This window comes from Pedobacter jamesrossensis (assembly GCF_042650905.1).
In the GTDB taxonomy this organism is placed as follows: Bacteria; Bacteroidota; Bacteroidia; order Sphingobacteriales; family Sphingobacteriaceae; genus Pedobacter; species Pedobacter jamesrossensis.
Genome location: NZ_JBHSBY010000141.1, coordinates 24,821 through 48,545 on the forward strand (window position 1 = coordinate 24,821; position 23,725 = coordinate 48,545).

Sequence of the window (23,725 nt, forward strand, 5' to 3'; positions counted from 1 at the left end):
GCATAACCGATTATTTGACCGATACTAGTTCTACAGCATGAAAATCAACGAAACACTTAGAAATAAAGTGCTCGAAGCCATTAGAGTCGAGCCCTTGCTTTATACAGCAAAGATAGAGGTTGCAGCAAATGAAGGTATCGTTACCTTATCAGGTACGGTTGATACCTACGTAAAAAAAAGAGCTGCGGAATACGTTGCTGGCAAAGTTCCAGGTGTATGTGCAGTAGCAGAAAAAATCAAGGTTAAGTTCGCGGCAGATGCTACAAAAACAGATGAAGCACTTGCCTCCGATATATTAACAGCTATGCAGTTTAGTCCAGATATAATCAAAGATAATATTAACGTACTTGTTGAAGACGGTTGGATAACCCTTGATGGAAAAGTTAACTGGATAGCACAGAAAGAAGAAGTAGAGCGGGTAATACAACATATATCGGGCGTGAAGATGATCACCAATAATATTAGCATCCGTTCTGAAAGAGAAGATGATGTTGAAAAGGCCGCCATCGAAAATGCATTGCTGAGGAACTGGGCAATAGATGATCAGCAGATCGAGGTTTTCGTTCTTGGAAATGAAGTCACTTTAATAGGAAAGGTACACTCCATTTACCAAAGCAATACTGCAGAAAGGATTGCCTGGAATGCAGCTGGCGTATGTAATGTACATAATAAACTGATAATAGAATACGCAGATTACTGATTTAACAATGATTAATAAAAAAGATAATAAATACCTTAATTTTTAACCATTGCCATACAAAACCATTAACCCTTTTAATAATCAGGTTATTAAAAGCTACAACGAAATGAGTCCATGTGCAGTAGAAATTGCAATTTCTCTTGCAGATGAAGACTTCCAGCGATGAAGAAAAATACCTTTTTCTGAACGAGCGCACCTGCTCCATAACGTTGCTTCGCTATGCGCATGCAAAAGGATATCCTTGCTAAACTAATTACTCTTGAAATGGGGAAACTGCTTGCACAGAGTTACGGAGAAATTACCCTCTGCGCAGATATTCTTAATTACGATGTAAATAATGCGGAAACTTTTTTGGAAAACCTACTTTTTGGAACCAGACTATGGGGAGCCTGTTTATATGCAAGCAGACCTTGGCATTTTTTTGGCTAATTGATCTATCTTTATTTTGCTATTCTTTCGCTTTGATTTTTTGCTGTTTCTGCTCCTGTTTCCTGAAATATCCGCGGAATAGAAAACTGTGTTTAGTGGCGTCCATTAAATCAGAGAATCCATCAGTTCCTTTTTGCAGGTTATCCAGACTTGCACCGAGTCTTATCGTGAAAGAGGAGTCTCTTAGCAAGGCATGCAATGGCCCTTTGCCAGAATTCAATTCATAATCTATTCCTTTTACCATGTCGCCAAGCTGGCCTGAAATTCTTTTAGCATTGCCACCAGTAAGCCTGAAATCTGCTATGGCATATTTGATATCAGCTGCGAGTAGGGTATCGGTTAATAGAAGTCCGGCAGCACCTTTTCCTCTTCGAATATCGCCAACCATAGCATTTAATCCATAGCTCATCTGATTGGCATTTTTTGTGGCCATATTGATTTCGTTTAGGGAGGATTTCAAGCTCAGCCCAATTGCAGGATCATTCATCAGGTTGAATATTTCACTAGTATCTAGTCTTAATACAGTTTCTTTTAAGGCCTTGGCAATTGCCGCGACGTCGTTATTAGTCTTGGAGAGTGTTTTGAGCATTTCATCGGTACTAACCAGCTTCTGCGCACTTAGCATATCTCCTTCAGAAATTTTTTCTCCAGGCACTTTTACCGGTTCTATATTGACAACCTTGTTGCCCATAAGCCCTTCAGTTCCTATTGCGGCCTGCGCATTTTTTTGGATGTAAGTACGTACCTTACTGTTGATTTGCATGGTTACCTCAATGGTGGTATCGTTAACCATATCAATACTTTTTACCGTTCCTGCCTGGATGCCGGAAAAAAGAACATTATTGCCCTCCATTAATCCATTTAGGTTATTAAAGCGTGCTTTGATTTCGAAGTCTCTTCCAAAGATGTTGCGGCTTCTGCCGATCATATAGAATGACACGACCAGAACCAGCAGGCCTGCCATCACGAATATTCCAAGTTTTATATTTTTTTCTTCTGTCTTTGCCATAATGTTTACTGAAAAAACTGATTGATTTTGGGGTCGCTTGAACGCTCAAGCGTATTGTATGTGCCATCCGCGTAGCACATGCCTTCTAAAAGGAGAATCACGCGGTCTGCGATATTCCTCACACAATTCATGTCGTGAGAGATAATGATAGAAGAAGTCTTATATTTTTTTTGAAGGGTGAGAATCAGCTGATCGATTTCTTTAGCCGTTACCGGGTCGAGTCCTGTCGTGGGCTCATCATAAAGGATAATTTCCGGTTTTAAGATAAGCGTTCTGGCAAGTGCAATTCTTTTTAGCATTCCACCTGAAAGTTCTGCTGGCATCATGTCCGAAGTATGGGTCAACCCCACATTTTCAAGTGCCTCTTTTACCATTTTTCCAATCTCATTGTCGCCGAGGCTTGTCCAGTGCCTGCGCAGGGGGAATTCCAGATTTTCTCTCACCGTCATCGAATCATAGAGTGCGTTGGCTTGAAATAAAAATCCGATTTTGGTTCGGGCTTTTGCCAATGCATCTTCATCCATAGCAGTAACATCATCTCCAAACACCAGAATTTTGCCTTTGTCTGGTTTTAAAAGCCCGATAATGCATTTGATCAGCACAGATTTTCCTGCTCCGGATTTCCCAAGAACCACCACATTTTCCTCTCTTTTAACGCTTAAGGAAAAATCTTTCAGAATGACGTTATCTCCAAATCTTTTGCAGAGGTGTTCAATTACGATGACCGGATTGCTTATTGGCTGATGCTTTTCCTCTGCTTTGTTTGCTATCACTCCTGTATTCATGGCCATCAATTTAAACCCAGCAGATTAGTAAGCTGAACGGTTAGCAGGTCCAGAATGAAAATTAAGACTGATGAAAGCACAACTGCAGAATTGGCCGAACTTCCCACACCCTGCGTGCCTTTGGTAGAGTTGAAGCCCTTATAGCATCCGATTAGACCAACCGCAAAGCCAAAAAATATAGTTTTTATTACGGCGGGCAGTACATCACTATAACTTAGACTATCAAATACCTGAACGAAAAAGAACCTGATGTTTGTTACGGATTTGATATTTACACCTATATAAGCGCCAAATAGGGATACTGCATCTCCAAGAATAGTCAGTATCGGAAGCATCAGGCTGGTCGCGATTACTCTTGTTGCGACTAGGTATTTGAACGGGTTGGTTCCACTCACATCCATTGAATCGATTTGTTCTGTTACCTTCATCGATCCCAGCTCTGCACCAATACTGCTGCCGATTTTTCCTGCAAATATAAGTGCTGTGATAACCGGACCGATTTCCCTAACGATTGCAATGCCCACCATAACAGGCAATTCTGACTGAACCCCATAGCTGACAAGTGAGGGGCGCAACTGCATAGTTAGCACTAGCCCCATAATAAACCCTGTTAATCCAACCAATGGAAATGACTTGTAACCTATCAGATAGCATTGTGCCAAAAGTTCTTTTACCTCAAGCTTAGGTTTGAGCCCATGTGAGAAGAAACGACCTGCAAACCTGGAGATCTGTCCGGTCTGGTTCAAAAAATCTTTGGTCTCAGAAATTATTGCCATACTATATTTATTTTTTGGATGTAAAAGCCATGCAGTTTCTAACCTGAGAATTGTTAGATGGATTTTTTCTCATAATAGAAAAGGATCCTGTTAATGCAAAACTCCCTTTTTGGCAGGTTGAAACGTTATGTAATTCATTTGATTTATTATATGATTCACACTTATGTATCGCTGTTCTTTGGAGGCATCATCTCGGGCATATCCAGCCTTGCCGCTCCTATGCGGTTATCGGCCATCCCATAATATACATCGTATCGATCAGGACACCCGATGTCTATGCGCTGATCTATGCCGGTTGGAAAAACTACATCTCCGATTGTTCCAATGCGCTCTTCCTGGATTTCAGGGCTGAGCACTGGATTGCTAGACCGGTAAAGGATTTTATCAGGACAATTAGCGTCTAAAATCATCACGCCTGCAGAATAAACCAGTTCATCATAGATATTTGGAGTTAGTGAGCCTTGCATAACACCATGATAGACTAAGAGCCAGCCGTGCCGACTTATCACCGGAGGTGCACCAGCACCGATCTTTAGTTTCTCCCACGGTGCCTCTGGAAGGGCAAGCGGACTATTAGATACAAACATTGGTAGTGGACTGCTATGGTAAGGCTTACTGCTGAGATGACTATAGGAGATCCAGATGCATTCATGGTGATCTCTAATCCGCCTGTCTAAGGGATCTTTTACAATATCCTCTGGGCGGGTACCCGGAAATAGCGGCCGATGCAACATTATAAGCGAAGGATGTCCGTGAGGGCTGATCAACGACTTAGGGAAAATGCAGGCATCCTTATTGTTAACACCATTGAATTCGATATTTTTATAGGGTGCGAAGTTTGCAAGCCCCAACCTTTCCCAATGCATAAGATCTGCCGAAACTGCAAGAGCAATCCTAGGACCTGCAGCAGAAAAGGCGGTATAGGTCATGACATAACTGTTTAGCGGCTCTACAAATGTGATTCTGGGATCCTCGCAACCCCCGCCGCCATCAGGTCTTTTTTCATAATCCGCCTCAGGTTCTAGTGCAATACCTATGCGTTTCACCCCCACTGGGTCGCCTTCTGGGCTAAATAAAACCCGGGCAATACCAATCCTTGAATAGTTACCTTTTGCTACCAGTCTTGGAAAAAGGTATAGGTGGCCATCCGGGCCGCGAACTGCTGCAGGGTTAAGCACCCCTTCAACTTCGAGTTCGTTTCCCTTTTCTGGCTCCATCACTATACCTAGGCGTTGAAGTTTAAATGGATTCATATTTATTCTTAGGTTGACATTTTATTTTTTTAAGCATCAGTTTTCGTTAACGGTCTGCAATTAAGGAAGTTGCTATGGCCTCATCAAGTTTATAAATGTCCTTTCTGAAGTTAAGCACATTGTTCCTGTCACAGAAAGCGGTCAGATAAGCAATGTAGACTGGAACTTGCTTTTTGATGGATACATATTTTTCTCTACCCGAATTCATTGACGCCTCAATTCTTTCTTTAGTCCATTCCTTTTGATTGTCCAGCAAGAATTCTGAAAGTTTTACAGGCTCCATCACCCTTATACACCCATGACTAAAAGCTCGATCGGTTTCTCCAAAAAGAGATTTACTTGGCGTGTCATGCATGTAGATGTTATAACTGTTAGGGAAAATAAATTTGACCAATCCGAGTGAATTCCTTACACCTGGTCTCTGCCTTACTGCTGCTAACTTGCCCTTGTAATATGTTATCTCCATATTATGTTTAGCCAAATAGCCAGGATCTTTTTCAATTCCAGGAAGTACTTCCTGTTTAACAATGCTTTCAGGAAGATTCCAATATGGACTGAACACTATATGTTTTAGGTTGCCAAAAAAAACGTTCGTTCTGCTCCAGCTTTGACCAACTACCACTTTGCAGCTCCATAGCAAGCTATCGCGATGGTAAACGTGTAGTTTATATTCTGGTATATTGACGGCTAAATAATCCCCATCCGAACTTACCGGGAGCCATCGGCAGCGTTCCATGTTAACGATGATCTGTTTGATGCGTTGTTCTATAGAGATATTGAGCTGGGCAAATGTATCCGGCCCTAAAAGACCATCTTCTTTTAATCCGTGCCTTTGCTGAAAATGCTTTAAACCATCGATAAGTTCCTGGTCGTAACTTGCGATAAAGATAGCTCCATTATAATCCCCAAGCTTAAAAAGTCGAAGCTTGATCTGGATAATTACCTGCGCTGTATCACCCGGTTTTAAAGGTATTAAGCTGTCTAAGAGGGGTGGCCAAGGCTCGAAAGAGAGAAGTTTATACTTTTTTAGATAAGATTTTAACAGTTCATATTGCCTGTAAACCGGCTCATGAAATACTACCTTATCTTCCTGTTCATTAAGAAGACTGTCGAGAAGATCTGCATAGGCTATCTTTTTTCTTGGGATGAACCAGCCTGCGACACGGCTCAGCGAATCGTCTTGCCCTTGCCAGGCCATTTTGGAAAACAGTAGATATTGTGCGGTGAGCATCAGCTCAGTTGTAGGATTAGGTTGAAGATTTTTCTTGCTATCTACAGGATTATTTACCAGTGAATCCAATACCCTGGAATAAGGAGGGATTCGATAGATGCCTTCCTCACTAATGTTCAGTAGCCTGTTGCTCAGGTTTTGTGCTTGAAGGCTAAGCTCGCCTTTATCGTACCATGCATAAGAAAATTCTCTTTTTCGGTAGAAATCCATTAGTGTATACTGGTATTTATAGAGTTCTGGATAGCTCGAAAAGAAAGTTGCTACATTCAAACTATCGAAGGTCACGAGTTTTTCATCGCTGGATTTTTTAACCAAAGCAAGCGAATCTTTACTGAGGCGCTCTTTTCTCTCTTGCGCTCTGCAGCTCAGGATTAAAGAGATAAAAAAGACTGCCATCAAGATCTTATATAGGTATTTAAACAAACGGTCTGTTTTCATGATATTCTTTGAGGCTTTTGGGATAATGGAGTATTAAACTCTTTTTTCGAAGGTTATTAAATACTACAACTTGATGGCCTCGAGGACCATCAAGCTGTAATATGATAACAATATGGGATCACCAATATCTGGTTTTCACCCTTTAGAACATTATCTTATTATCTCGATATTTTGCATGATTCACACTTTTCCCATTTCATTATCCCGTGTCGTGAATCATTTGCTCCCTTGACCATCGTCATTGACCAGTAGATCCGTATTCACAAAATTTGAATGTCAAAAGATAGATTAATGAAACCATCATATGATCAATAGATTATAATCGATTTAACGCTGAAGAAAAAATAAAAGTAATCCGATGAAAAAAATACTTATAGCCACCGATTTTTCAGTAGCTGCCGAGGATGCCGCCAGGTATGCCATTGAGTTGGCTCGCCAAATCAATACAGAGGTCTTGCTGATTAATGCGGCCGCAGTCAATACAGACTCACCTGTAGAGATTCTGTGGCCAATAGAAGATTATCAAACGCTTATAAAACGTACGGATACCCGTCTAAAAAATCTTTCTATATCTTTAATGGATCGTACGCCTGCCACCTCAGAGCATACCAAAGCCTGGCCAAAGATCGGAATAAAGTCTGATTTGGGATCCGTTACTGATCTGCTCAGGGAAACTGTTCAGCAAAAAGGTATTGGTTTTGTAGTCATGGGGCTTTCACGTTCCGGATACATGAAACGCTTTATCCTGGGCAGTAGCAGCCGCGATGTAATTGATTCTGCAGATTATCCTGTACTATTTATTCCTAAAGGAGCAAGCTTTAAACCAATTTGCAAAATTGCTTTCGCAACCGATCTTTGCCTCGATGATATGGAATGCATACACGCACTTGCCGCTTTTGCAAGCCTAATGAATGCAGAATTGGTTATTGTACATGTTATCGGTAAAAATGTTGATGAGGGCATAACCGGTCGGATTGAGGCCTTTATGAGTGAGCTTAAAAATAAAATTAATTACGAACGAGTTTATTATGAGAATGTATACCGGGTGAAAGTAGAGGACGGGCTAGATTGGTTGAAGAAACATGGAGAAACGGATTTACTAGTTATGATTCATCGCCGAAATGGTGTTATTAATGATTTTGTAAACGGAAGCCACGCACAGAAAATGGCCCGCCAAACTAATCTTCCATTATTGATTATGCCAGAAGGTTACCATGGAACATTGTACTGATTCACTTTTGAAACCTTACAGCTGTGATTATGGAAGTAATTTAAAATACTCGCATCCTAATTTTTCATTTTCGAAAGCCCATTGAGATCCAATAAAGTAATGCGGGTACCAGTTCTGTCTATCAGTTTTTCATCCTTAAAATCAGAAAGTGTACGGCTAACTGTTTCTGTAGCCATGCAGGCCATTGCGGCAAGATCCTCTCTTGTGATGGTAAAGAAATTACTTTTTATATCCTTATGGTATAGCTTTACCAGTGTAGCAGCCATTTTCTTTCTTACAGAATTATAAGCCAATTGCAACAACTGATCTTCTTTTTCACGATTGTCTCTTGAGAGAAGATGAATGAATTTTCTTGCGACCTCAGGGTAAAGACTGAAAACACTTTCCATCTGCTCTGTGGGTATCAGGCAGAGTAAGCTATCTTCGATTGTTGTTGCAGTATCGGCATAAGTACTGCCGCTTAACACTGCATTAATCCCAATATAGTCCCCTTCGCAGTACATTCCAGTCATTAATTCACGTCCATCCTTGGCCATTTTTATGGTTTTAACTCTGCCTTGAATAATTAGGTATAACCCTTTTCCCTGATCATCTTCATAATAAATGACTTGACTCTTTTTGAATGCCCGGCTCTTTTTACCCTCAATTATTTTGTTGAATTCTGCAAGACCATCTGTTTTGGCAATCAAATTCTTAAATTCATCAGAATTGGTTTTGTGGGTATACTCAGACATAGATTTTTTTCTCAATCGGATATCAATTGCATTAAGCAGTTCCATGTCATCAAAAGGCTTAATCAGATAATCATCGGCTCCTAGTTCCATTCCCTTTCTTAAGTCTGTATGTTCTGCTTTTGCAGTCAGAAAAATAAAGGGTATTCCTGAAGTTTCTACGTGCTTATTAAGCATATACAAGACACCATAACCATCCAGTTCAGGCATCATAATGTCGCACAATATAATGTCAGGAATGGTTTTTAGAGCCATGTCAACGCCAATTTTTCCATTTTCTGCCTGAAATACGGTATAGCGGGCCATTTCAAGAATTTCTACCACGTTTGCACGAATGGCATCATGATCTTCAATGATCAGTACTTTTTTGCTCATGGTTATCGGTTTGTGGAAAAGTGAGTGTAAATAAGGTTCCCTTGTTGATTCTGCTCTTGAAACTGACCTTGCCATTCATTAGGCCTGTATATCTGGAAAGAATGCTCAGGCCAAGACCGTTTCCGGAAATATTCCCTGTGTTATGGGCTCTAAAAAATGCCTCAAAGAGATGCTTGTGGTCGGTATCTGGAATACCGATACCATTATCGCAAATCCTGATGGAGAAATTTTTTTCATTAATCTTGGTATGAAAATGGATTTCGCTTTCATCCCCTGAATATTTGATCGCGTTGTCAATCAGGATAACAATACAGTTTTTTAGCAGGTTCTGATCTAGGTTAATCATCAAACCAGATCCCTTATGCTTAAAAACAATTTTCTGTTTTCCCTTAAGCGAGATCTGCATTTCGCCGGTAATCTCTTCGGCCATTTCGGAGAGATTAAAGTAGCTGAGCTTTGGTTTAACCATTCCTGAATCGAGTTTTTCCAGCGAAAGGAAATCATTGAGTATTGCTGTAATGTTAAGTACGGCATCTTTGATTTTGACTACATGTTTTCCAATGCTTTCCCTGTCCTGATTTTCTGCATATCGATCGATGAGCGATGCGGAAAGCTGTACCATGCTTAAAGGGGTGCGGAACTCGTGTGATGCTATGGATACAAACCTGCTTTTGAGCTGGCCAAGTTCTTTTTCCTTATTTAGGGAAAGGTTCAGCTCATCTTGGGTCTTCTGAAGTGCATATACGCTTGTTCTGAGCGAATGTGTTCTTTCTTCAACCTGTTCCTCTAATAATGCAGCATAGTCCTGTAGCTTACCTTCAGCTTCTTTTTCTCTGGTCAGATCATGTATAAATCCTGCATATATAATTCTTCCAGAATATTTTACTTCACTTACACCTAGCCGAAAAGGAAATTGGCTTCCATTTTTTTTTAATCCAACGAGCTCCCTTCCAATGCCTATTATACTGGCAAGTCCTGTTTTTTTATATTGAAAAAGGTAGCCATCATGTCTGGCCCTGTCAGGCTGTGGCATCAGTACAGATATATTTTGGCCTACAACCTCTTCCGCCAAATAATTAAAAAGCTTACATGCCGAAGGATTTATGGATTCAATAATCCCACGGTCATCTATGGTAATCAGACCGTCTATTGCATTTTCAATGATTGCTTTAAGTAGTACGGTGTTTTCCATAAATTGTTGATTGACAGATAAATAATTAACTGTTTGAAATAGACAATCGGTAGGGGCTTTTGTTTCGTTCGTTGAATCTTAATTCAAATGAAATCATCATTTAACCCAAACCTATTTGGTACAATGTAGGTACAATTATCCGCTATCGGTGACGGGTATCACGATTAGCTTGTGGTAAGGTCATTTACCCAGACTTTTTCTTGAGCTAGATTTGCTGTATGGGGATTTTTATGAGCCGATACAGGTTTATTCAATTCAGCGAGAAATATGGAGAAGAATGTAAAACTGAACAACGAGCAGTTCATATTAGTGCTCAATTCGGGCTCTTCAAGCTTGAAGTTCGCCGTTTATCACTACAAATCAATGCACAGGCAATGGTTCGGAGTGATAACTGGGATTGGTAAGCCTTTAGGTAATATGACCATAAGTGACAGCCACCAGCATGAGGCTTCTCGAAGAATGAGACATTACCGAAATATTGAGGATGCCTCAACCGAAATAATTCTTTGGCTCAAGGAAAATAAAAAAAATTGCCAGATATATGCTATTGGTTACCGTATTGTACAGGGCGGAGCTAATCATATGGTTCCTGAAATTGTGACTGAAAAATTATTGGCGGATCTAAATGCGCTCATCTTTTTAGCTCCTAATCATTTACCAAACGAACTGAGCCTGATTAATACATTTCTGCTTAAGTTTCCCAGCTTAAATCATGTGGCATGTTTCGACACCAACTTTCACCGCGAGATGCCCGATGAAAATAAATTTTATCCATTGCCTGTTAAATATAAAAAACAGGGATTGAGAAGGTATGGCTTTCATGGCATGTCTTATGAGTACATCATGCAAAAACTCAATGAACAGTATGCATTTATTGATCAGAAAAAAATCATTATTGCACACCTTGGAAATGGTTCGAGTATGGCTGCCATTTCATCAGGGAAAGGTTTTGATACGACTATGGGCATCAGTCCGATGGGAGGCTTAGTGATGGCCACCCGCTGTGGCGATCTTGATCCGGGTGCTATCCTTTTTATGCTCAAACAGAACGATATTACTGCGGAAGAACTTGATGTAGAGCTGAGTGAAGAGTCTGGAATGAAAGCTATCGCAGGCACTGGCGACATGCAGGAGATTTTGAATATGGGAGATGATGATAAGCGTGCAGTAGCAGCAATTACATTATACTGTTGCCAGGCAAAGAAATTTATTGCAGCGCTGGCTGCCTCTATGGGCGGGCTCGATATGCTAATCTTTACAGGTGGAATAGGGCAAAATTCACCAGAGATTAGGGAACGTATTTGTGCAGATATGGATTTTATGGCGCTAAAAATCGATCGCTGCCTTAACCTGCGTACCGAAAAAATCGTCTCCTGTCAAAGTAGTAGGGTTTGCATCCGCGTGATGAAGACCGATGAGGAATTTATGATTGCCCTGCATACCAAACGTATTCTCGAAGGCGGAGAAGAAAAAGATTCGACATTTTCTACGCAATCGGAGGTAGAAATAACTTAGAAGATATGAACATTGAGTATCCCCTTAAAGCAGCTCATTCTCTTGAGATTGAAAGTATTGTAAAAAATCTGTTGACAGATAAACAACATGGGCTGAGCCAGAGAGAGGCTTTGATGCGTTCTAAACGTTTTGGACTTAATATTTATAAAAGCCAAAAACAGAAAAGCCTATGGCGAATGGCATTTGAGCAGTTTAACAGTCCTATAGTTTATCTTCTCTTCCTGGCTGGCTTCGCCTCCCTATATTTTAATAATAAGGTAGAGGCTGTAGCAATATTTATCGTAATTCTCGTAAATGCCATGATCGGTTTTTTTATGGAATTGCAGGCAAGAAGTTCTATGATGGCTCTGAAAAAAATGGATGTCAGCTATTCTAGGGTAATTAGAGGTGGAAAGATAATTGAAATCTCCTCTGAAGGCCTTACTCCCGGTGATTTGCTTTTTTTAGAAGCGGGAGATATGGTTTCGGGCGACGGAAGGATCGTTTCGAGCAATGGTCTTCAGACCGATGAATCTTCTCTTACTGGAGAATCTTTTCCCGTTTTAAAAAATACCGAAATCCTGACTGGAAAGATAGCCCATATAGCAGCAAAGAATATGGTTTACAAAGGAACAGCTGTAATGAATGGAAATGCAAGGGTTATCATCACCGGGATTGCCGAAAATACAGAGCTTGGAAAAATCAGCGAATTGGTTGGGCATTCAAGCCCTACCAAAACGCCCCTTGATCTCAAAATAAGTAAACTGACCAAAAGACTCATTTGGATTACCCTGGTTATGACAGGTATTTTTGCAATTTCTGGTGTGATTGAAAGAAAGCCCTGGCTCCAGATTATGGAAACCTCCATCGCTCTGGCTGTTGCCGCATTTCCAGAAGGACTTCCTATTGTCGCTACCGTAGCGCTTGCTTATGGTATGTTGCTAATGGCCAGAAAGAATGCTATTGTTAAAAAATTATCTTCAGTTGAAACGCTTGGCGGTGTAAATGTTATTTTAACAGATAAAACTGGTACGCTTACAGAAAACAGGATTTTTGTTGAAGTGCTTTCTTTTCCTTCTGGCGAACTGAATGTTTGTATAAAGAATGGATTACTTGAATGTAAAGAATCCATAACCGAAAAAATCCAAGAGAATATTGAACTGCTTGTCCGGATCGGAAGCCTTTGCAACAATGCGACTATAAATGAACAGGATAAGCATAAAAAAACATCAGGTGATCCCGTAGAAATAGCATTGTTGATTTTGGCAGATGCTTCTGGATTCCCTGCTGGAAAAACTAAAGACGAATTTAAACGTCTAAATGAAATACCCTTTAGTTCTGAAACCAAGCTTATGGGCACCATCCATCAAGGTAAGGTTGGTTTTTTTGTATCTGCAAAAGGATCGGTGGAAGACCTGTTGCCCAAGTGCAAAACACTCCAATCTGGCAATACTACAATAGGTATATCTGAGGAGGAAAGCGCAAAAATTCTTTCACAGGCAGAAATCCTTTCCTCGTCTGGTCTTAGGGTGCTTGCTTTTGCCTACCGCATATCCGCTGAAATGCTGGTCGGCGATTATCTCCATGAGCTTATTTACGTAGGAATGGTTGGTTTTTTGGATCCACCCAGAAGTGATATAAAAGATGCTATTGGCGACTGCATTTCTGCTGGGATTAAGATTGTTATGATTACCGGAGATCATCCAATGACCGCACTGAACATTGCCAGAAAAGTAGGTATAACGGATATGGACGACAATAAAGTAATTACAGGGAGCGAGCTTCCAGAAATGGAATTGCTACAAGAGGTATGGAAAGAAAAGATACTATCTACATCAGTATTTGCCAGGACAACTCCAAAACAGAAACTTGAAATTGTAGATGTTTATCAAAAGGCAGGCTTTATCGTTGCAATGACTGGAGATGGCGTTAATGATGCACCTGCACTTAAAAAAGCAGATGTTGGCATTGCTATGGGACTAAGGGGAACACAGGTAGCCAAGGAAACGGCCAGCATTGTACTTAAGGACGATTCTTTTACCTCCATTGCTCAGGCTGTTGCTCAAGGAAGGGAAATCTTTCAGAATATTCAGCGCTTTGTAATCTATCTGGTATCCTGTAACCTCAGTGAAATTTTTATTGTAACCCTTTTAGGCTTCCTGGCACAGGGATCAATGCTTTTTCCGTTACAGATTTTGTTTTTGAATATGGTTACCGACATATTTCCGGCTTTAGCGCTTGGGCTTGGTAAAGGAGATCAAACCGTTATGCAGCGGCCACCTCGAGATCCCAAATTGGATATTATCTCAAAGCGCAACTGGATAGTAATCTTAATTTATGCCCTGATGATGACCGGTTCAGTGTTATTGGCCATTTTCATTTGCAGGATTTATGTAGGAACGGATGTAAGGATAATTAATAATGTAGCTTTTCTGACTCTGGTTTTTTCACAGCTGCTTCATGTTTTTAACATGTCATCACTGCATTCGGGAATGCTTGTTAACGAGGTAACTAAAAACAAATTTGTTTGGATTGCTCTTCTACTTTGCTTTTTTCTGGTCGCTCTAGTATTCCTGTTTTCTCAAGGTCGAGATGCATTAAATTTAGATATAATCCCCGTTCAGGCATGGGTTATTGCAGGTCTTGCCAGCATTGTTCCATTATTACTAGTGCAGCTATATAAGCTGGTGTTTGAAAAAAGATCTATTTCTGTTGATTCTAAAAAAATTAATACAGTTCTGAGCAATTAAATGGTTTTTACTGACGATAAACACTTGAAAAGGTGATGCTTATCACTGCGGGCAATTTTTAAATTGCTCAATTTTATAGAAGCAAAGAACTGCTCCACCAAAATAGCCCATAAAATAATGAAAAATTTGTTAGTACTTACCGACTTCTCTTCGCATGCGAAACATGTGGCCGAATATGCTTATTCGCTTGCCAAAAAAATAGATGCCAACATTATTCTATGCAATGCCGTAATTGTACCAGCGGAAGTGCCACAGGCCGGACTTGTTGTCTGGCCAATGGAAGAATCCAATGTGCTGGAAGAAGAAAGTAAGAGCGAACTTGAAAAATTAAAGGAGCATATTAAAAAAATTGATCATTCACATGATAAAAAACCGCAAATCGGAATTGTAAACCAGTCTGGTTATCTTCAGGATGTGGTCGAAGGTTTAGTTGCTGCAGATCAGCTAATAGATTGCGTGGTTATGGGAACGCATGGTGATGGATTTGGAGGTTTTTTGCTTGGCAACCACACCCGCAATATGATTGAGTCCCTCAGTTTACCACTTTTACTCATTCCCTCAAAAACCAGAATTGCCCCGTTCAAGAATATTTATTTTGCTTCTGATTTGAGCGATACACATGAAGATGGTGCTTTTTTAAGAAAGCTAATCCCATTGGCTAGGGCATTTAAAGCTGAAATTTTTATCGCCCACATTTCGACACCTAAAAATCTAACCAGCAACATTTCAGAGAAAACAAAAGATATGATGCTTGCCTTTAGCAGTGACCTTGGTTATCCAGGTATTCATTTTATCAGAATCAACGAAGAAAATACAACAAATGGCCTTGAAAAGCTTATGGCCAGCTCAGCTATGGATCTGCTCGTAATGGTTCACCGCAAGAAAAATTTCCTAAACCGCTGGCTAAATGGAAGTGTGACTGAAAAGCTGGCAAAAGATTTAAATTTTCCTATGCTAATATTCAGTGCCGTAAAAGATGCTGATCATATTGCTTGAAGCGGTAGATGTCCTTAGCTAGCGTAAATAAGATATGTATCACCTGTCATGGTAGGGCATTATTAAGGCAGGCACTTTATGCAATATTTACAATATCATCATATTAAGAAAATGGATTTACATACAGCAATTCAAATTGAAAAATCTATTCAGAATACCGATAAGCTGTCTGGTGCAGATTACCTGGAGCAACTTTCCAGAATAGAAGAAAAATTTCGAATCTGGAAGAACAAGAACTTTTTGCAAAGGGTTTCCATTTTCAGAAAACTACCTGAATTAAGCAGAAATCACGGAGATAACCTTTCGGAGTGGGTGCTTAGTGAAATGGGAATAATCGTTGATAATAGCGAAATAGGTTAATATTTTACCGGAATAAAAAGAACTTACCAATTAAATAAAATTAAAAATGTACTTCACAAATCTTTTTTTTGGAATGGATTTTCTCTGGTGGATCTTATGGTCTGCACTATTGGTATGGATATTTCTTGTGCCATATGACATCCCAGGGCAACGTAATAGAAAGCGCTCCGCAATGCATATTCTTCAGGAACGCTTTGCCAGAGGCGCAATAGACCTCAAGGAATATGAACGGAAAAAAAACATACTGGAGCGTGATAAAATGGAACCATTATGATGATTCGCCGCCTAAAAAATTTTTATATAACGAAAAATTATAGCTTAATATACTAAGGGTCCGCAAAGATGCACAACAAAATTAAACAATACTTGAAATGAAAACGATACTCCTAATCAACGATCATACTCCTGAAGCGGAACATGCGGCGATATTTGGGCTGATACTTGCCCAGCGTATGCATGCGAATATCATACTTGCCAGCAGTAAAGAGCCAGAATTTGATTTGCAGAATTACGAATGGGCAGGAAGTACTCATGATGAAACCATCGCAAAACCAATTCATACCTCCTTGATGAAAAAGCTGCTTTGCAGAAAAAAACTCCATCCCGGATTCAGTCCGCTAATTCAGGAGACGGAGCTTGATAATGATAGAGAAGGTTTTTTTCTGATTACATCAAGAAATGATCTTTATATGGTTATTAAGGGAATGGATGAATTCTCGCCAGAAGCACTGCTAAATGTAAACCTAAATATCAATACCCTTTTAGATAAGCTTCAGGTTCCCTTATTACTAGTTCCATCTTCATGGTCTGAAAATGAATTCACAAGGTTGGTCTACCTGACTGATCTGCGTTTCTGTGGAATCGAGATCGTTAAATTTCTTGCTAATCTTGCAGGATGCTGGAGAGCCAATCTCGTTATCGCACACACATCGGCAAGCGGCCTTCCGGAAATAGAATCACAGGAAGCGGAGAATATTTTCAATCAGGAAGTGAGTTTGAATGTCGGTTACAAAAAACTGTTTCTGAATATACTGGATAAAAACGATGAACTAAATACCCTTGAAATAATGGTAAGGGGTATGCAGGCAGATTTGCTGATTCTTGTAAATCAGCATTTTCATTTCAATACCCTCACCAAACAATATTTTAAGGATAAATGTGCACTATACAAGCCAGTGCCCTTGCTCATATTTCCTTCTTAATTATCTTAACTGTAAAGAAATTACTTATGAATGGTAAAAACATCACACCTGCAGCGTATCGTCAATATCATGCATTAGCCAAACACTGGGCATCCGACGTAGATTTTTTTAAGGTTGAAACCGTTTTCTTGCACCATCTTTTAGATGACTATTTTATCCGCTTGTCAAGTCCAGAATATCTTGAAGCACTAAAGAGCGTAGGTGCCAAACTTTTGCAGCTCGAAAAGGATAAATACAGTGCAGATATTCTTCTGTGTAAGCATCTTAAAAACTTAGAAGGACAGACGGAGGAACTTTTGTTTAACCATGGTGAATTGTTGGAAGATAAGCACGAGCAGATGGAACATGTGATGACTCACCTGACATCGACTTACAGAACTGTCAAAAAAGAGCTTTTTTTTCTTGTCCAACAGGTCATAAAAGCTCAGCAAAAAATATCATAATCCATCAACGGCTCGAATTTTTTAACAAAAATGGTCGTGAGCAAAGTCAGCCAAAAGATTGATCTTAATCATTTCAGGAAAAAAGGATTAATACGAAGTTTGTTGTTTAAAGATCGTGATAAGATTCGCTGTCCTTCCCCCCTAATCTCATAAATAAAGATGGAAAATACCTCGAAAACCGAATACTGTTCAAAAAGCCATAAAATAGTATTCATGATATGGCTGATCTGTCTGCTTGCGCATACCTCTTTCAATGTGCTGGCACAGAATCCTCCCATCACGTTTACTAAGGAGGGAGAAAGAATTAACGCCGCTATTTCCGAGCAGACCAAAGCGCAGCTTTTAGCCTGCAGAAGTATGCTGAATTATCCTAAATCAGTTGAACGTTTTTATAAATCCAAAGGTTACAGTCTGGCTTGGGTAGAGAAAGAGAATCATAATAGACAACTTGCTCACGCGATGATGATTCTGGATTGCGTTTCTCAGTTTGGCCTTAATCGAGATGATTTTCATGCCAGTGAACTTATTTATCAGCAGATTAGTGTTTTAGCCGAAGTGCCAAATATGCTTAGTGGTGGCCAGCGTGCGATATTCGATGTAATGATGACCGACGCGATGATTACCTTTATGAATCACCTGCATTATGGGAAATTCAATACCGTTCTGACTCCGTCAAAAATTGATGATGGAGGTTACGGAGACTTCAATGCTGAAGCCAGATTGATGCAGCTGATGGAAAGTAAAGATTTCTATAATGAAATTGCTGCGGTACAGCCCTCATCCAAAGAGTACGATGACCTGCAAAGATATATGCATCTGGTACGGGGCCAATATCTGGAAGATAGCTATGAGTTTCCAGAAGAGCATGTAAGGAAAATGACGATTAATATGGAACGTTTAAGATGGCTTTCTGCCAGCCAAACGCCAAGCCTGATTATAAACATCCCAGCTTTTACAGCAAAAATGAAACTATCAGACACGGTATATACTTTTAAAATTATTGTAGGCAAACCGTCTTCTCCAACACCAATATTTGAAAGCAAACTGATTAGTTTGACTACTGTTCCCGATCGCAGGGTAGCTGCTAAAATTTTTATTAGCCAGGTTCTACCCGGAGCTTTAAAAAATCTAACCTATCTGGATAGCAACCATTATACAATTTATGATTTAAAAGGTAGGTTAATCGAGAACACGGCTAAAAAACTCGTGCAAATAAAAGCACAGCCAAAAGGTTATTATGCAAGACAATCTCAAGCTTGCGGTAATGCTATGGGCAAACTTCTGTTCCACTCGGCAGATACTTCTGGTATTTATCTTCATGATGCCCCACAATCCAAACTGGTTGGTTTATCAAAAAGAGCCTTAAGTACTGGTTGTATCCAGATTGACCAGGCTGAAAAACTGGCCGATTTGCTTTTGGTAACGGATGGTTCATCTAATAAAAGGCCTTTGCTGCATGCTGCCATTTCAAATGGTAAGACTATGGATTTTAAGTTGAACACACCAGTTGTCATGAAAATAACCTATCTAACCTGCGAAATGATAGACAGCCAGCTGGTAATATTTAAAGACATCTATTCCCATGACGGGGCTTTGGAAATGGCAATGTACGGTTTCGAACGATTGCTGGCTTCAGATAAGAAAATCAGATCAAAGCCTTAATTTTTTAATTAAATGTTTTATAGCGATCCTTCATCTGGAGTCCATTCTGCACTAAAACTTCCAAGCCGCTGGTGGTACATTTCATCGCCACTATGCTGGGTAAATTCAATATTAAGCTGACCTGTTTCCAGTCCCAAAACCTCATTGCACATTTCAATAAGTGCCCGGGAAAGCGCTGTTCTAGTATGCGCATCTCTGCCTTTCCTGATATCGCACATCATAATTGCCCCAGGAATAGGCTCATCATCTCCACATCGCCAGATGGCGCCTTCACCAAGTTCACGTATACTTATTGTGATTCGGTTCTGATCTGCTTTCATAATTTTTGAATAGACTTCGCCAATTCGTTTGGCCAATAATTTTTTAGTGGCATAGGGGTAGTTTCTGATGACTTCCAGTTGAAGGTAGGGCATGGTTACGATGGTTGATGGGCATTAACCCGAATTGGTTTATCCCGTTAACAAATTAGGTTTATTTTAAATAGACTTCTGCTGATTCAAATCATCTTTCCTCTTGATTCTTGTCATGGCTGAGCCAGCCAACCTTGCCCACCTTTACGGCATATCCTAAATAAAAAATATGTCTGCCTTAAAAGAAATAAATCATACAGGACTTTCAACATCAAGAACCGAGCACGATAGTATGGGCGAAGTCCAAGTACCTAAAAGCCATTACTGGGGCGCTCAGACCGAGCGTTCAAGAAATAACTTTAAGATTGGCCCTGCGGCATCTATGCCTGAAGAAATTATTGAGGCTTTCGGTTTTCTGAAGAAAGCCGCCGCCTACGCAAATAGTGATTTGAATGTCCTGCCCGTTGATAAAAGGGATCTGATTGCCAATGTATGTGATGAGATAATAAAAGGAGAACTTTTTGCGGAATTTCCGCTTGTGATTTGGCAGACCGGGTCAGGAACGCAGTCGAATATGAATGCAAACGAAGTGATCTCCAACCGAATTCATGTACTGCAGGGAAAAGAAATGGGTGAGGGAATACTGTATGTCCACCCAAATGATGATGTGAACAAATCGCAGTCCTCAAACGATACTTTTCCAACGGCTATGCACATTGCAGCTTATAAAATATTGATAGATGTCACCATTCCCGGTATAGAAAAACTCAGGGATACTTTAGCAGTAAAATCAGAAGTTTTTAAAAAAGTGGTTAAGATTGGGCGTACCCATTTAATGGATGCAACACCCTTAACACTGGGTCAGGAAATATCTGGTTATGTTTCACAACTGGATCACGGGCTAAAAGCGTTGTGCCATACATTAGATCATCTTTCTGAATTAGCACTTGGCGGAACGGCTGTTGGTACGGGAATGAATACGCCCCAAGGTTATGATATTGCGGTTGCAAAATATATCGCGGATTTTACAGGCCTGCCATTTCGGACGGCGGATAATAAATTTGAAGCATTATCAGCTCACGATGCTCTTGTAGAAAGTCACGGCGCATTAAAACAGATTGCGGTTTCACTAATGCACATCTCGAATAATATCCGTATGCTGGCTTCAGGTCCCAGATGCAGCATTGGGGAATTACACCTGCCAGAAAATGAGCCGGGTTCATCCATCATGCCTGGTAAAGTCAACCCGACCCAGAACGAAGCTGTAACGATGGTCGCTGCACAAGTTATGGGCAATGATGTTGCTATTACTGTCGCTGGCTCTAACGGACAGTTTCAGCTTAATGTATTCAAGCCGGTAATGGCTGCTAATTTTCTGCAGTCAGCTAGACTCATTGGCGATGCCTGTTGCTCATTCAACGAACACTGTGCCTTGGGTATAGAGCCAAATTATGATGGCATCAAAAAACACCTGGAAACTTCACTTATGCTTGTAACGGCGCTTAATCCTCACATTGGTTATGATAATTCTGCCAAGATAGCCAAAGCAGCCCTGAAGAATAATAAATCATTGCGGGAATCTGCCATCTCGCTTGGCCTGGTTACCAATGAACAGTTTGATGAGTGGGTTCGTGCTGAGGATATGATCGGAACCATCAAGTAAGCCATTTTAAATTTTTACTAAAAGCTAAATGTTCATATCGTGAAACACTTCTATTTATTACTTATCATAATCCTAACTGTGTTTGTTACGCATGCCCAGCAAAAAGACCGAACTAGGCTGAGTGATACACTCAACAACTATTCTGCATACAAAAGAAAACTGACTTTTGCAGGAGTACTGCAAACCAGATATGTGCTTTCTTTGGATAAAGACGCAGATATTAATGGCAAAAATTTCGATCCTTCTACATCCAAAGCCATATCAAATACCTTTTTGGTAAAGCGAGCTAGGGTAATGGTAAAGGGGGATATCAACGACCATTTTTCTGCTAATATTCTGGCCAACCTAGCAGAGTTTAATAGTGATCCAGCCAATAAGGTCTTGGAAAATGCCTACATCAAATATTCGCTCAATGAATATTTTCATATCCAGGCTGGGCAGTTTCGCCCCTTTTTCGGGATAGAGGACGCCATGGCAGTTGATATTATCCGAACACTTGATTTTTCTAACCAATACTACGCATTTGGTAAAAACGGATGGCAGAGTTTTCAGACCGGGATTTCCGTTCTTGGAAATGTTATTCAGGGAGGCAAACTCCGGTATTTTGCAGGTGCCTACAACGGGAACAACAAGAACCAGTCTTCAGATGATAACAATACCAAAAATCTCTACGGAAGATTAGAAGCCGACTTCCTGAAGGATTTTACAGTCGGCATCAATGCAGGTTCAGGTAGTATGGCATTGAGCAGTATTGGTAAAGCCTATGGCGCTGATGCAACGGCTAAGATTCCCCTGTCCAAAAAATTCGATCTGCTTTTAATGGCCGAATATAAAACAGGCGCAAACTTTTTAGCCTACAATGCCAATAAGCAGTTGGTTCGTCCTGATTTGAGCGAATACCAGATGCAGGGATTTTATTTCTTTCCAACACTACGCTACAACCACGAAAGCCGGAGGCTTCGGGCGGTGGAGTTCTCATGCAGATATGAATATTTTGATGAAAACTACAAGCTAGCGAGCAATCCCCGCCAGACACTGATTCCCAATGTCTCTCTGATTTTTGCAGACGATTTTTATGCTGCTGTCCAGATTGGAGTAGCGATAGACAGATTTAAAAACCAAGTGCCCTTAAGCACGACATACAATCATAGCCTAGGCTATATTCAGTTACAAATACGCTTTTAAAATATTATGAAAGAGATCAATTTTAAATCACTCATCATCACCCTTGTGGTCGGTGTGGCTATTTGGTTTATTCCTGTACCCGATGGTGTGAAGCCCAACGCCTGGCATTTACTTGCTATTTTTGTAGCCACTATTGTAGGTATTATTTCCAAAGCAGCTACAATGGGTACTATGGCCATCATCGGTATCACCCTTTGCGCCCTTACGCAGGTTTTAGCCCCCGGTGATCCAACAAAATCCATCCTGAATGCACTCAGTGGCTTTGGCAATTCTACCATATGGCTAATCGGGCTGGCTTTTTTTATTGCCCGTGGCTTTATCAAGACTGGTCTTGGAACTCGGATTGCCTACAGCTTTATCAAAATTTTTGGTAAAAGCCCGTTGGGTTTAGCTTATGGACTGAACACGGCCGATCTTATTTTAGCTCCAGCCATCCCAAGCAATACTGCAAGGGCGGGAGGTGTAATCTTTCCGATTATGAAATCTATCGCCGTTAATATGGGTTCTATCCCGGAGAAAGCAGAAACGCACAGAAAAATTGGAGCATTTTTAACCTTAAGCAGTTATAATGCGAATATGATTACCTCAGTTATGTTTCTGACTGCGACAGCGAGTAACCCAATGGCGCAGAAGTTTGCGAAAGACCTAGGGGTGACCATTACCTGGGGAAGCTGGGCTATCGCAGCATTGGTTCCAGGTCTTGTCTGCTTCCTTTTAGTCCCTATATTTCTGTACAAAGTTTTTCCACCCGAACTGAAAGAAACTAAGGAAGCACCTGCTATTGCCGCCAAACAATTAAAGGAAATGGGACCAATCACCATCAAGGAATGGCTTATGGTTGCAACATTTATTATTTTACTTGTGCTCTGGATTTTTGGTAACCTGTTTTCTATCGACGCCACAACAGGTGCACTTATTGGCCTTTGTATCCTGCTTTTATGTGGTGTACTTACTTGGGAAGACGTCAAGTCTGAAAAAGGGGCGTGGGATACCATTGTCTGGTTTTCTTCCCTGGTGATGATGGGATCATTCTTGAATTCATTGGGCTTTATCGGTTGGTTTGGTCACCTGGTCGGTGGTCAGATGGCACACTTAAGCTGGCAACTCGCTTTTCCCGTAATTATTCTGGTATACTCTTATTGCCATTATATGTTTGCGAGTGCAACAGCGCAGGTTGCAGCCATGTACTCGGTATTTTTGGCCGTTGGTATTGCTGTAGGTGTACCTGGAACTATGCTTGCCATATTTCTTGGAGCTTGCGCCTCATTGATGGGTTCCCTGACGCACTACGGACACGGACCAGCTCCAATATTTTTTGGAAGTACATACGTCGACCTTAAGGATTGGTGGAAACAGGGCTTTTTTATGAGTGTACTATTCTTGTTGATCTGGTTTCTGGTCGGCGGATTATGGTGGAAGGTCATTGGACTTTGGTAAGTCAAATTGCTCATCAAAGAAAATATAAATCCT

At 40.5% G+C, this 23,725-nt stretch carries 22 protein-coding genes; 14 read left to right on the forward strand and 8 right to left on the reverse strand.

What is annotated here, in order from left to right; genetic code table 11:
• Positions 1 to 37: 37 nt before the first annotated feature.
• Together ACFOUY_RS17985 and ACFOUY_RS17990 are read left to right on the forward strand one after the other, a co-directional pair.
• Complete coding sequence (locus ACFOUY_RS17985) at positions 38 to 700, forward strand: BON domain-containing protein (protein ID WP_378962615.1); 663 nt, start codon at positions 38 to 40, stop codon at positions 698 to 700.
• A 219-nt stretch (positions 701 to 919) separates the two neighbouring features.
• Positions 920 to 1,129, forward strand: coding sequence for a hypothetical protein (locus tag ACFOUY_RS17990; protein ID WP_378962616.1), 210 nt, complete (start codon positions 920 to 922; stop codon positions 1,127 to 1,129).
• 19 nt (positions 1,130 to 1,148) lie between these two features.
• Here the strand turns inward: ACFOUY_RS17990 and ACFOUY_RS17995 are convergent, their stop codons facing one another.
• From ACFOUY_RS17995 to ACFOUY_RS18015, 5 genes are all read right to left on the reverse strand, one after another.
• Positions 1,149 to 2,138, reverse strand: a complete 990-nt coding sequence (locus tag ACFOUY_RS17995; protein WP_378962618.1) for an MlaD family protein — start codon at positions 2,136 to 2,138, stop codon at positions 1,149 to 1,151.
• A 5-nt stretch (positions 2,139 to 2,143) separates the two neighbouring features.
• The gene (locus tag ACFOUY_RS18000) at positions 2,144 to 2,923 is read right to left on the reverse strand and encodes an ABC transporter ATP-binding protein (RefSeq protein ID WP_378962619.1); all 780 of its coding nucleotides are present in this window, start codon (positions 2,921 to 2,923) and stop codon (positions 2,144 to 2,146) included.
• A 5-nt stretch (positions 2,924 to 2,928) separates the two neighbouring features.
• Positions 2,929 to 3,669 carry an MlaE family ABC transporter permease gene (locus tag ACFOUY_RS18005; protein ID WP_378962689.1) on the reverse strand — a complete coding sequence of 247 codons (741 nt, stop codon included), beginning with the start codon at positions 3,667 to 3,669 and terminating at the stop codon, positions 2,929 to 2,931.
• Between the two features lie 191 nt (positions 3,670 to 3,860).
• The gene (locus tag ACFOUY_RS18010) at positions 3,861 to 4,952 is read right to left on the reverse strand and encodes a glycoside hydrolase family 130 protein (RefSeq protein ID WP_378962620.1); all 1,092 of its coding nucleotides are present in this window, start codon (positions 4,950 to 4,952) and stop codon (positions 3,861 to 3,863) included.
• 46 nt (positions 4,953 to 4,998) lie between these two features.
• Positions 4,999 to 6,579, reverse strand: coding sequence for a L,D-transpeptidase family protein (locus tag ACFOUY_RS18015; RefSeq protein ID WP_378962621.1), 1,581 nt, complete (start codon positions 6,577 to 6,579; stop codon positions 4,999 to 5,001).
• Positions 6,580 to 6,979: 400 nt separating this feature from the next.
• On the opposite strand from ACFOUY_RS18015, the gene ACFOUY_RS18020 reads away from it, so the two are divergent.
• On the forward strand, positions 6,980 to 7,852 hold the full coding sequence (locus ACFOUY_RS18020) for a universal stress protein (protein ID WP_378962622.1): 873 nt from the start codon (positions 6,980 to 6,982) through the stop codon (positions 7,850 to 7,852).
• A gap of 56 nt (positions 7,853 to 7,908) precedes the next feature.
• Here ACFOUY_RS18020 and ACFOUY_RS18025 read toward each other — a convergent pair whose 3' ends face one another.
• Both ACFOUY_RS18025 and ACFOUY_RS18030 read right to left on the reverse strand, forming a co-directional pair.
• Entirely contained in the window at positions 7,909 to 8,958 is a 1,050-nt protein-coding gene (locus ACFOUY_RS18025) for a response regulator (protein WP_378962623.1), read from the reverse strand.
• Positions 8,933 to 10,150 (reverse strand): PAS domain-containing sensor histidine kinase, encoded by a 1,218-nt coding sequence (locus ACFOUY_RS18030; protein ID WP_378962625.1) that lies wholly within the window; start codon positions 10,148 to 10,150, stop codon positions 8,933 to 8,935. The genes ACFOUY_RS18025 and ACFOUY_RS18030 overlap by 26 nt, the downstream gene beginning before the upstream one ends.
• 267 nt (positions 10,151 to 10,417) lie before the next feature.
• Between ACFOUY_RS18030 and ACFOUY_RS18035 the strand changes: the two genes are divergently transcribed.
• The 8 genes from ACFOUY_RS18035 (at position 10,418) to ACFOUY_RS18070 (ending at position 19,057) form a co-directional block, all read left to right on the forward strand.
• Positions 10,418 to 11,665 carry an acetate/propionate family kinase gene (locus ACFOUY_RS18035; RefSeq protein WP_378962626.1) on the forward strand — a complete coding sequence of 416 codons (1,248 nt, stop codon included), beginning with the start codon at positions 10,418 to 10,420 and terminating at the stop codon, positions 11,663 to 11,665.
• Positions 11,666 to 11,670: 5 nt separating this feature from the next.
• The gene (locus ACFOUY_RS18040) at positions 11,671 to 14,394 is read left to right on the forward strand and encodes a cation-translocating P-type ATPase (protein WP_378962627.1); all 2,724 of its coding nucleotides are present in this window, start codon (positions 11,671 to 11,673) and stop codon (positions 14,392 to 14,394) included.
• 117 nt (positions 14,395 to 14,511) lie between these two features.
• A complete protein-coding gene (locus ACFOUY_RS18045) occupies positions 14,512 to 15,390 on the forward strand; it encodes a universal stress protein (RefSeq protein ID WP_378962629.1) in 879 nt (292 codons plus the stop codon).
• Between the two features lie 111 nt (positions 15,391 to 15,501).
• On the forward strand, positions 15,502 to 15,750 hold the full coding sequence (locus ACFOUY_RS18050; RefSeq protein ID WP_378962630.1) for a hypothetical protein: 249 nt from the start codon (positions 15,502 to 15,504) through the stop codon (positions 15,748 to 15,750).
• Between the two features lie 172 nt (positions 15,751 to 15,922).
• On the forward strand, positions 15,923 to 16,024 hold the full coding sequence (locus ACFOUY_RS18055; protein WP_378962690.1) for an SHOCT domain-containing protein: 102 nt from the start codon (positions 15,923 to 15,925) through the stop codon (positions 16,022 to 16,024).
• Between the two features lie 97 nt (positions 16,025 to 16,121).
• Positions 16,122 to 16,952: a hypothetical protein gene (locus ACFOUY_RS18060; RefSeq protein WP_378962631.1), complete on the forward strand. Its 831-nt coding sequence runs from the start codon at positions 16,122 to 16,124 to the stop codon at positions 16,950 to 16,952.
• Positions 16,953 to 16,978: 26 nt separating this feature from the next.
• Complete coding sequence (locus ACFOUY_RS18065) at positions 16,979 to 17,395, forward strand: hypothetical protein (protein ID WP_378962632.1); 417 nt, start codon at positions 16,979 to 16,981, stop codon at positions 17,393 to 17,395.
• A gap of 159 nt (positions 17,396 to 17,554) precedes the next feature.
• On the forward strand, positions 17,555 to 19,057 hold the full coding sequence (locus tag ACFOUY_RS18070; protein ID WP_378962633.1) for a L,D-transpeptidase scaffold domain-containing protein: 1,503 nt from the start codon (positions 17,555 to 17,557) through the stop codon (positions 19,055 to 19,057).
• Positions 19,058 to 19,074: 17 nt separating this feature from the next.
• On the opposite strand, the gene ACFOUY_RS18075 is transcribed toward ACFOUY_RS18070, so the two are convergent.
• Positions 19,075 to 19,470 (reverse strand): tautomerase family protein, encoded by a 396-nt coding sequence (locus ACFOUY_RS18075; protein WP_378962634.1) that lies wholly within the window; start codon positions 19,468 to 19,470, stop codon positions 19,075 to 19,077.
• Positions 19,471 to 19,636: 166 nt separating this feature from the next.
• Here ACFOUY_RS18075 and fumC point away from each other — a divergent pair, with 166 nt between their 5' ends.
• From fumC to ACFOUY_RS18090, 3 genes are read left to right on the forward strand one after another with little or no spacing between them, the layout of a single operon-like run.
• The gene (gene fumC, locus ACFOUY_RS18080) at positions 19,637 to 21,070 is read left to right on the forward strand and encodes a class II fumarate hydratase (RefSeq protein ID WP_378962636.1); all 1,434 of its coding nucleotides are present in this window, start codon (positions 19,637 to 19,639) and stop codon (positions 21,068 to 21,070) included.
• A 39-nt stretch (positions 21,071 to 21,109) separates the two neighbouring features.
• Positions 21,110 to 22,255 (forward strand): porin, encoded by a 1,146-nt coding sequence (locus ACFOUY_RS18085; protein ID WP_378962638.1) that lies wholly within the window; start codon positions 21,110 to 21,112, stop codon positions 22,253 to 22,255.
• A 6-nt stretch (positions 22,256 to 22,261) separates the two neighbouring features.
• Positions 22,262 to 23,692, forward strand: coding sequence for an anion permease (locus ACFOUY_RS18090; RefSeq protein WP_378962639.1), 1,431 nt, complete (start codon positions 22,262 to 22,264; stop codon positions 23,690 to 23,692).
• Positions 23,693 to 23,725: the final 33 nt, after the last annotated feature.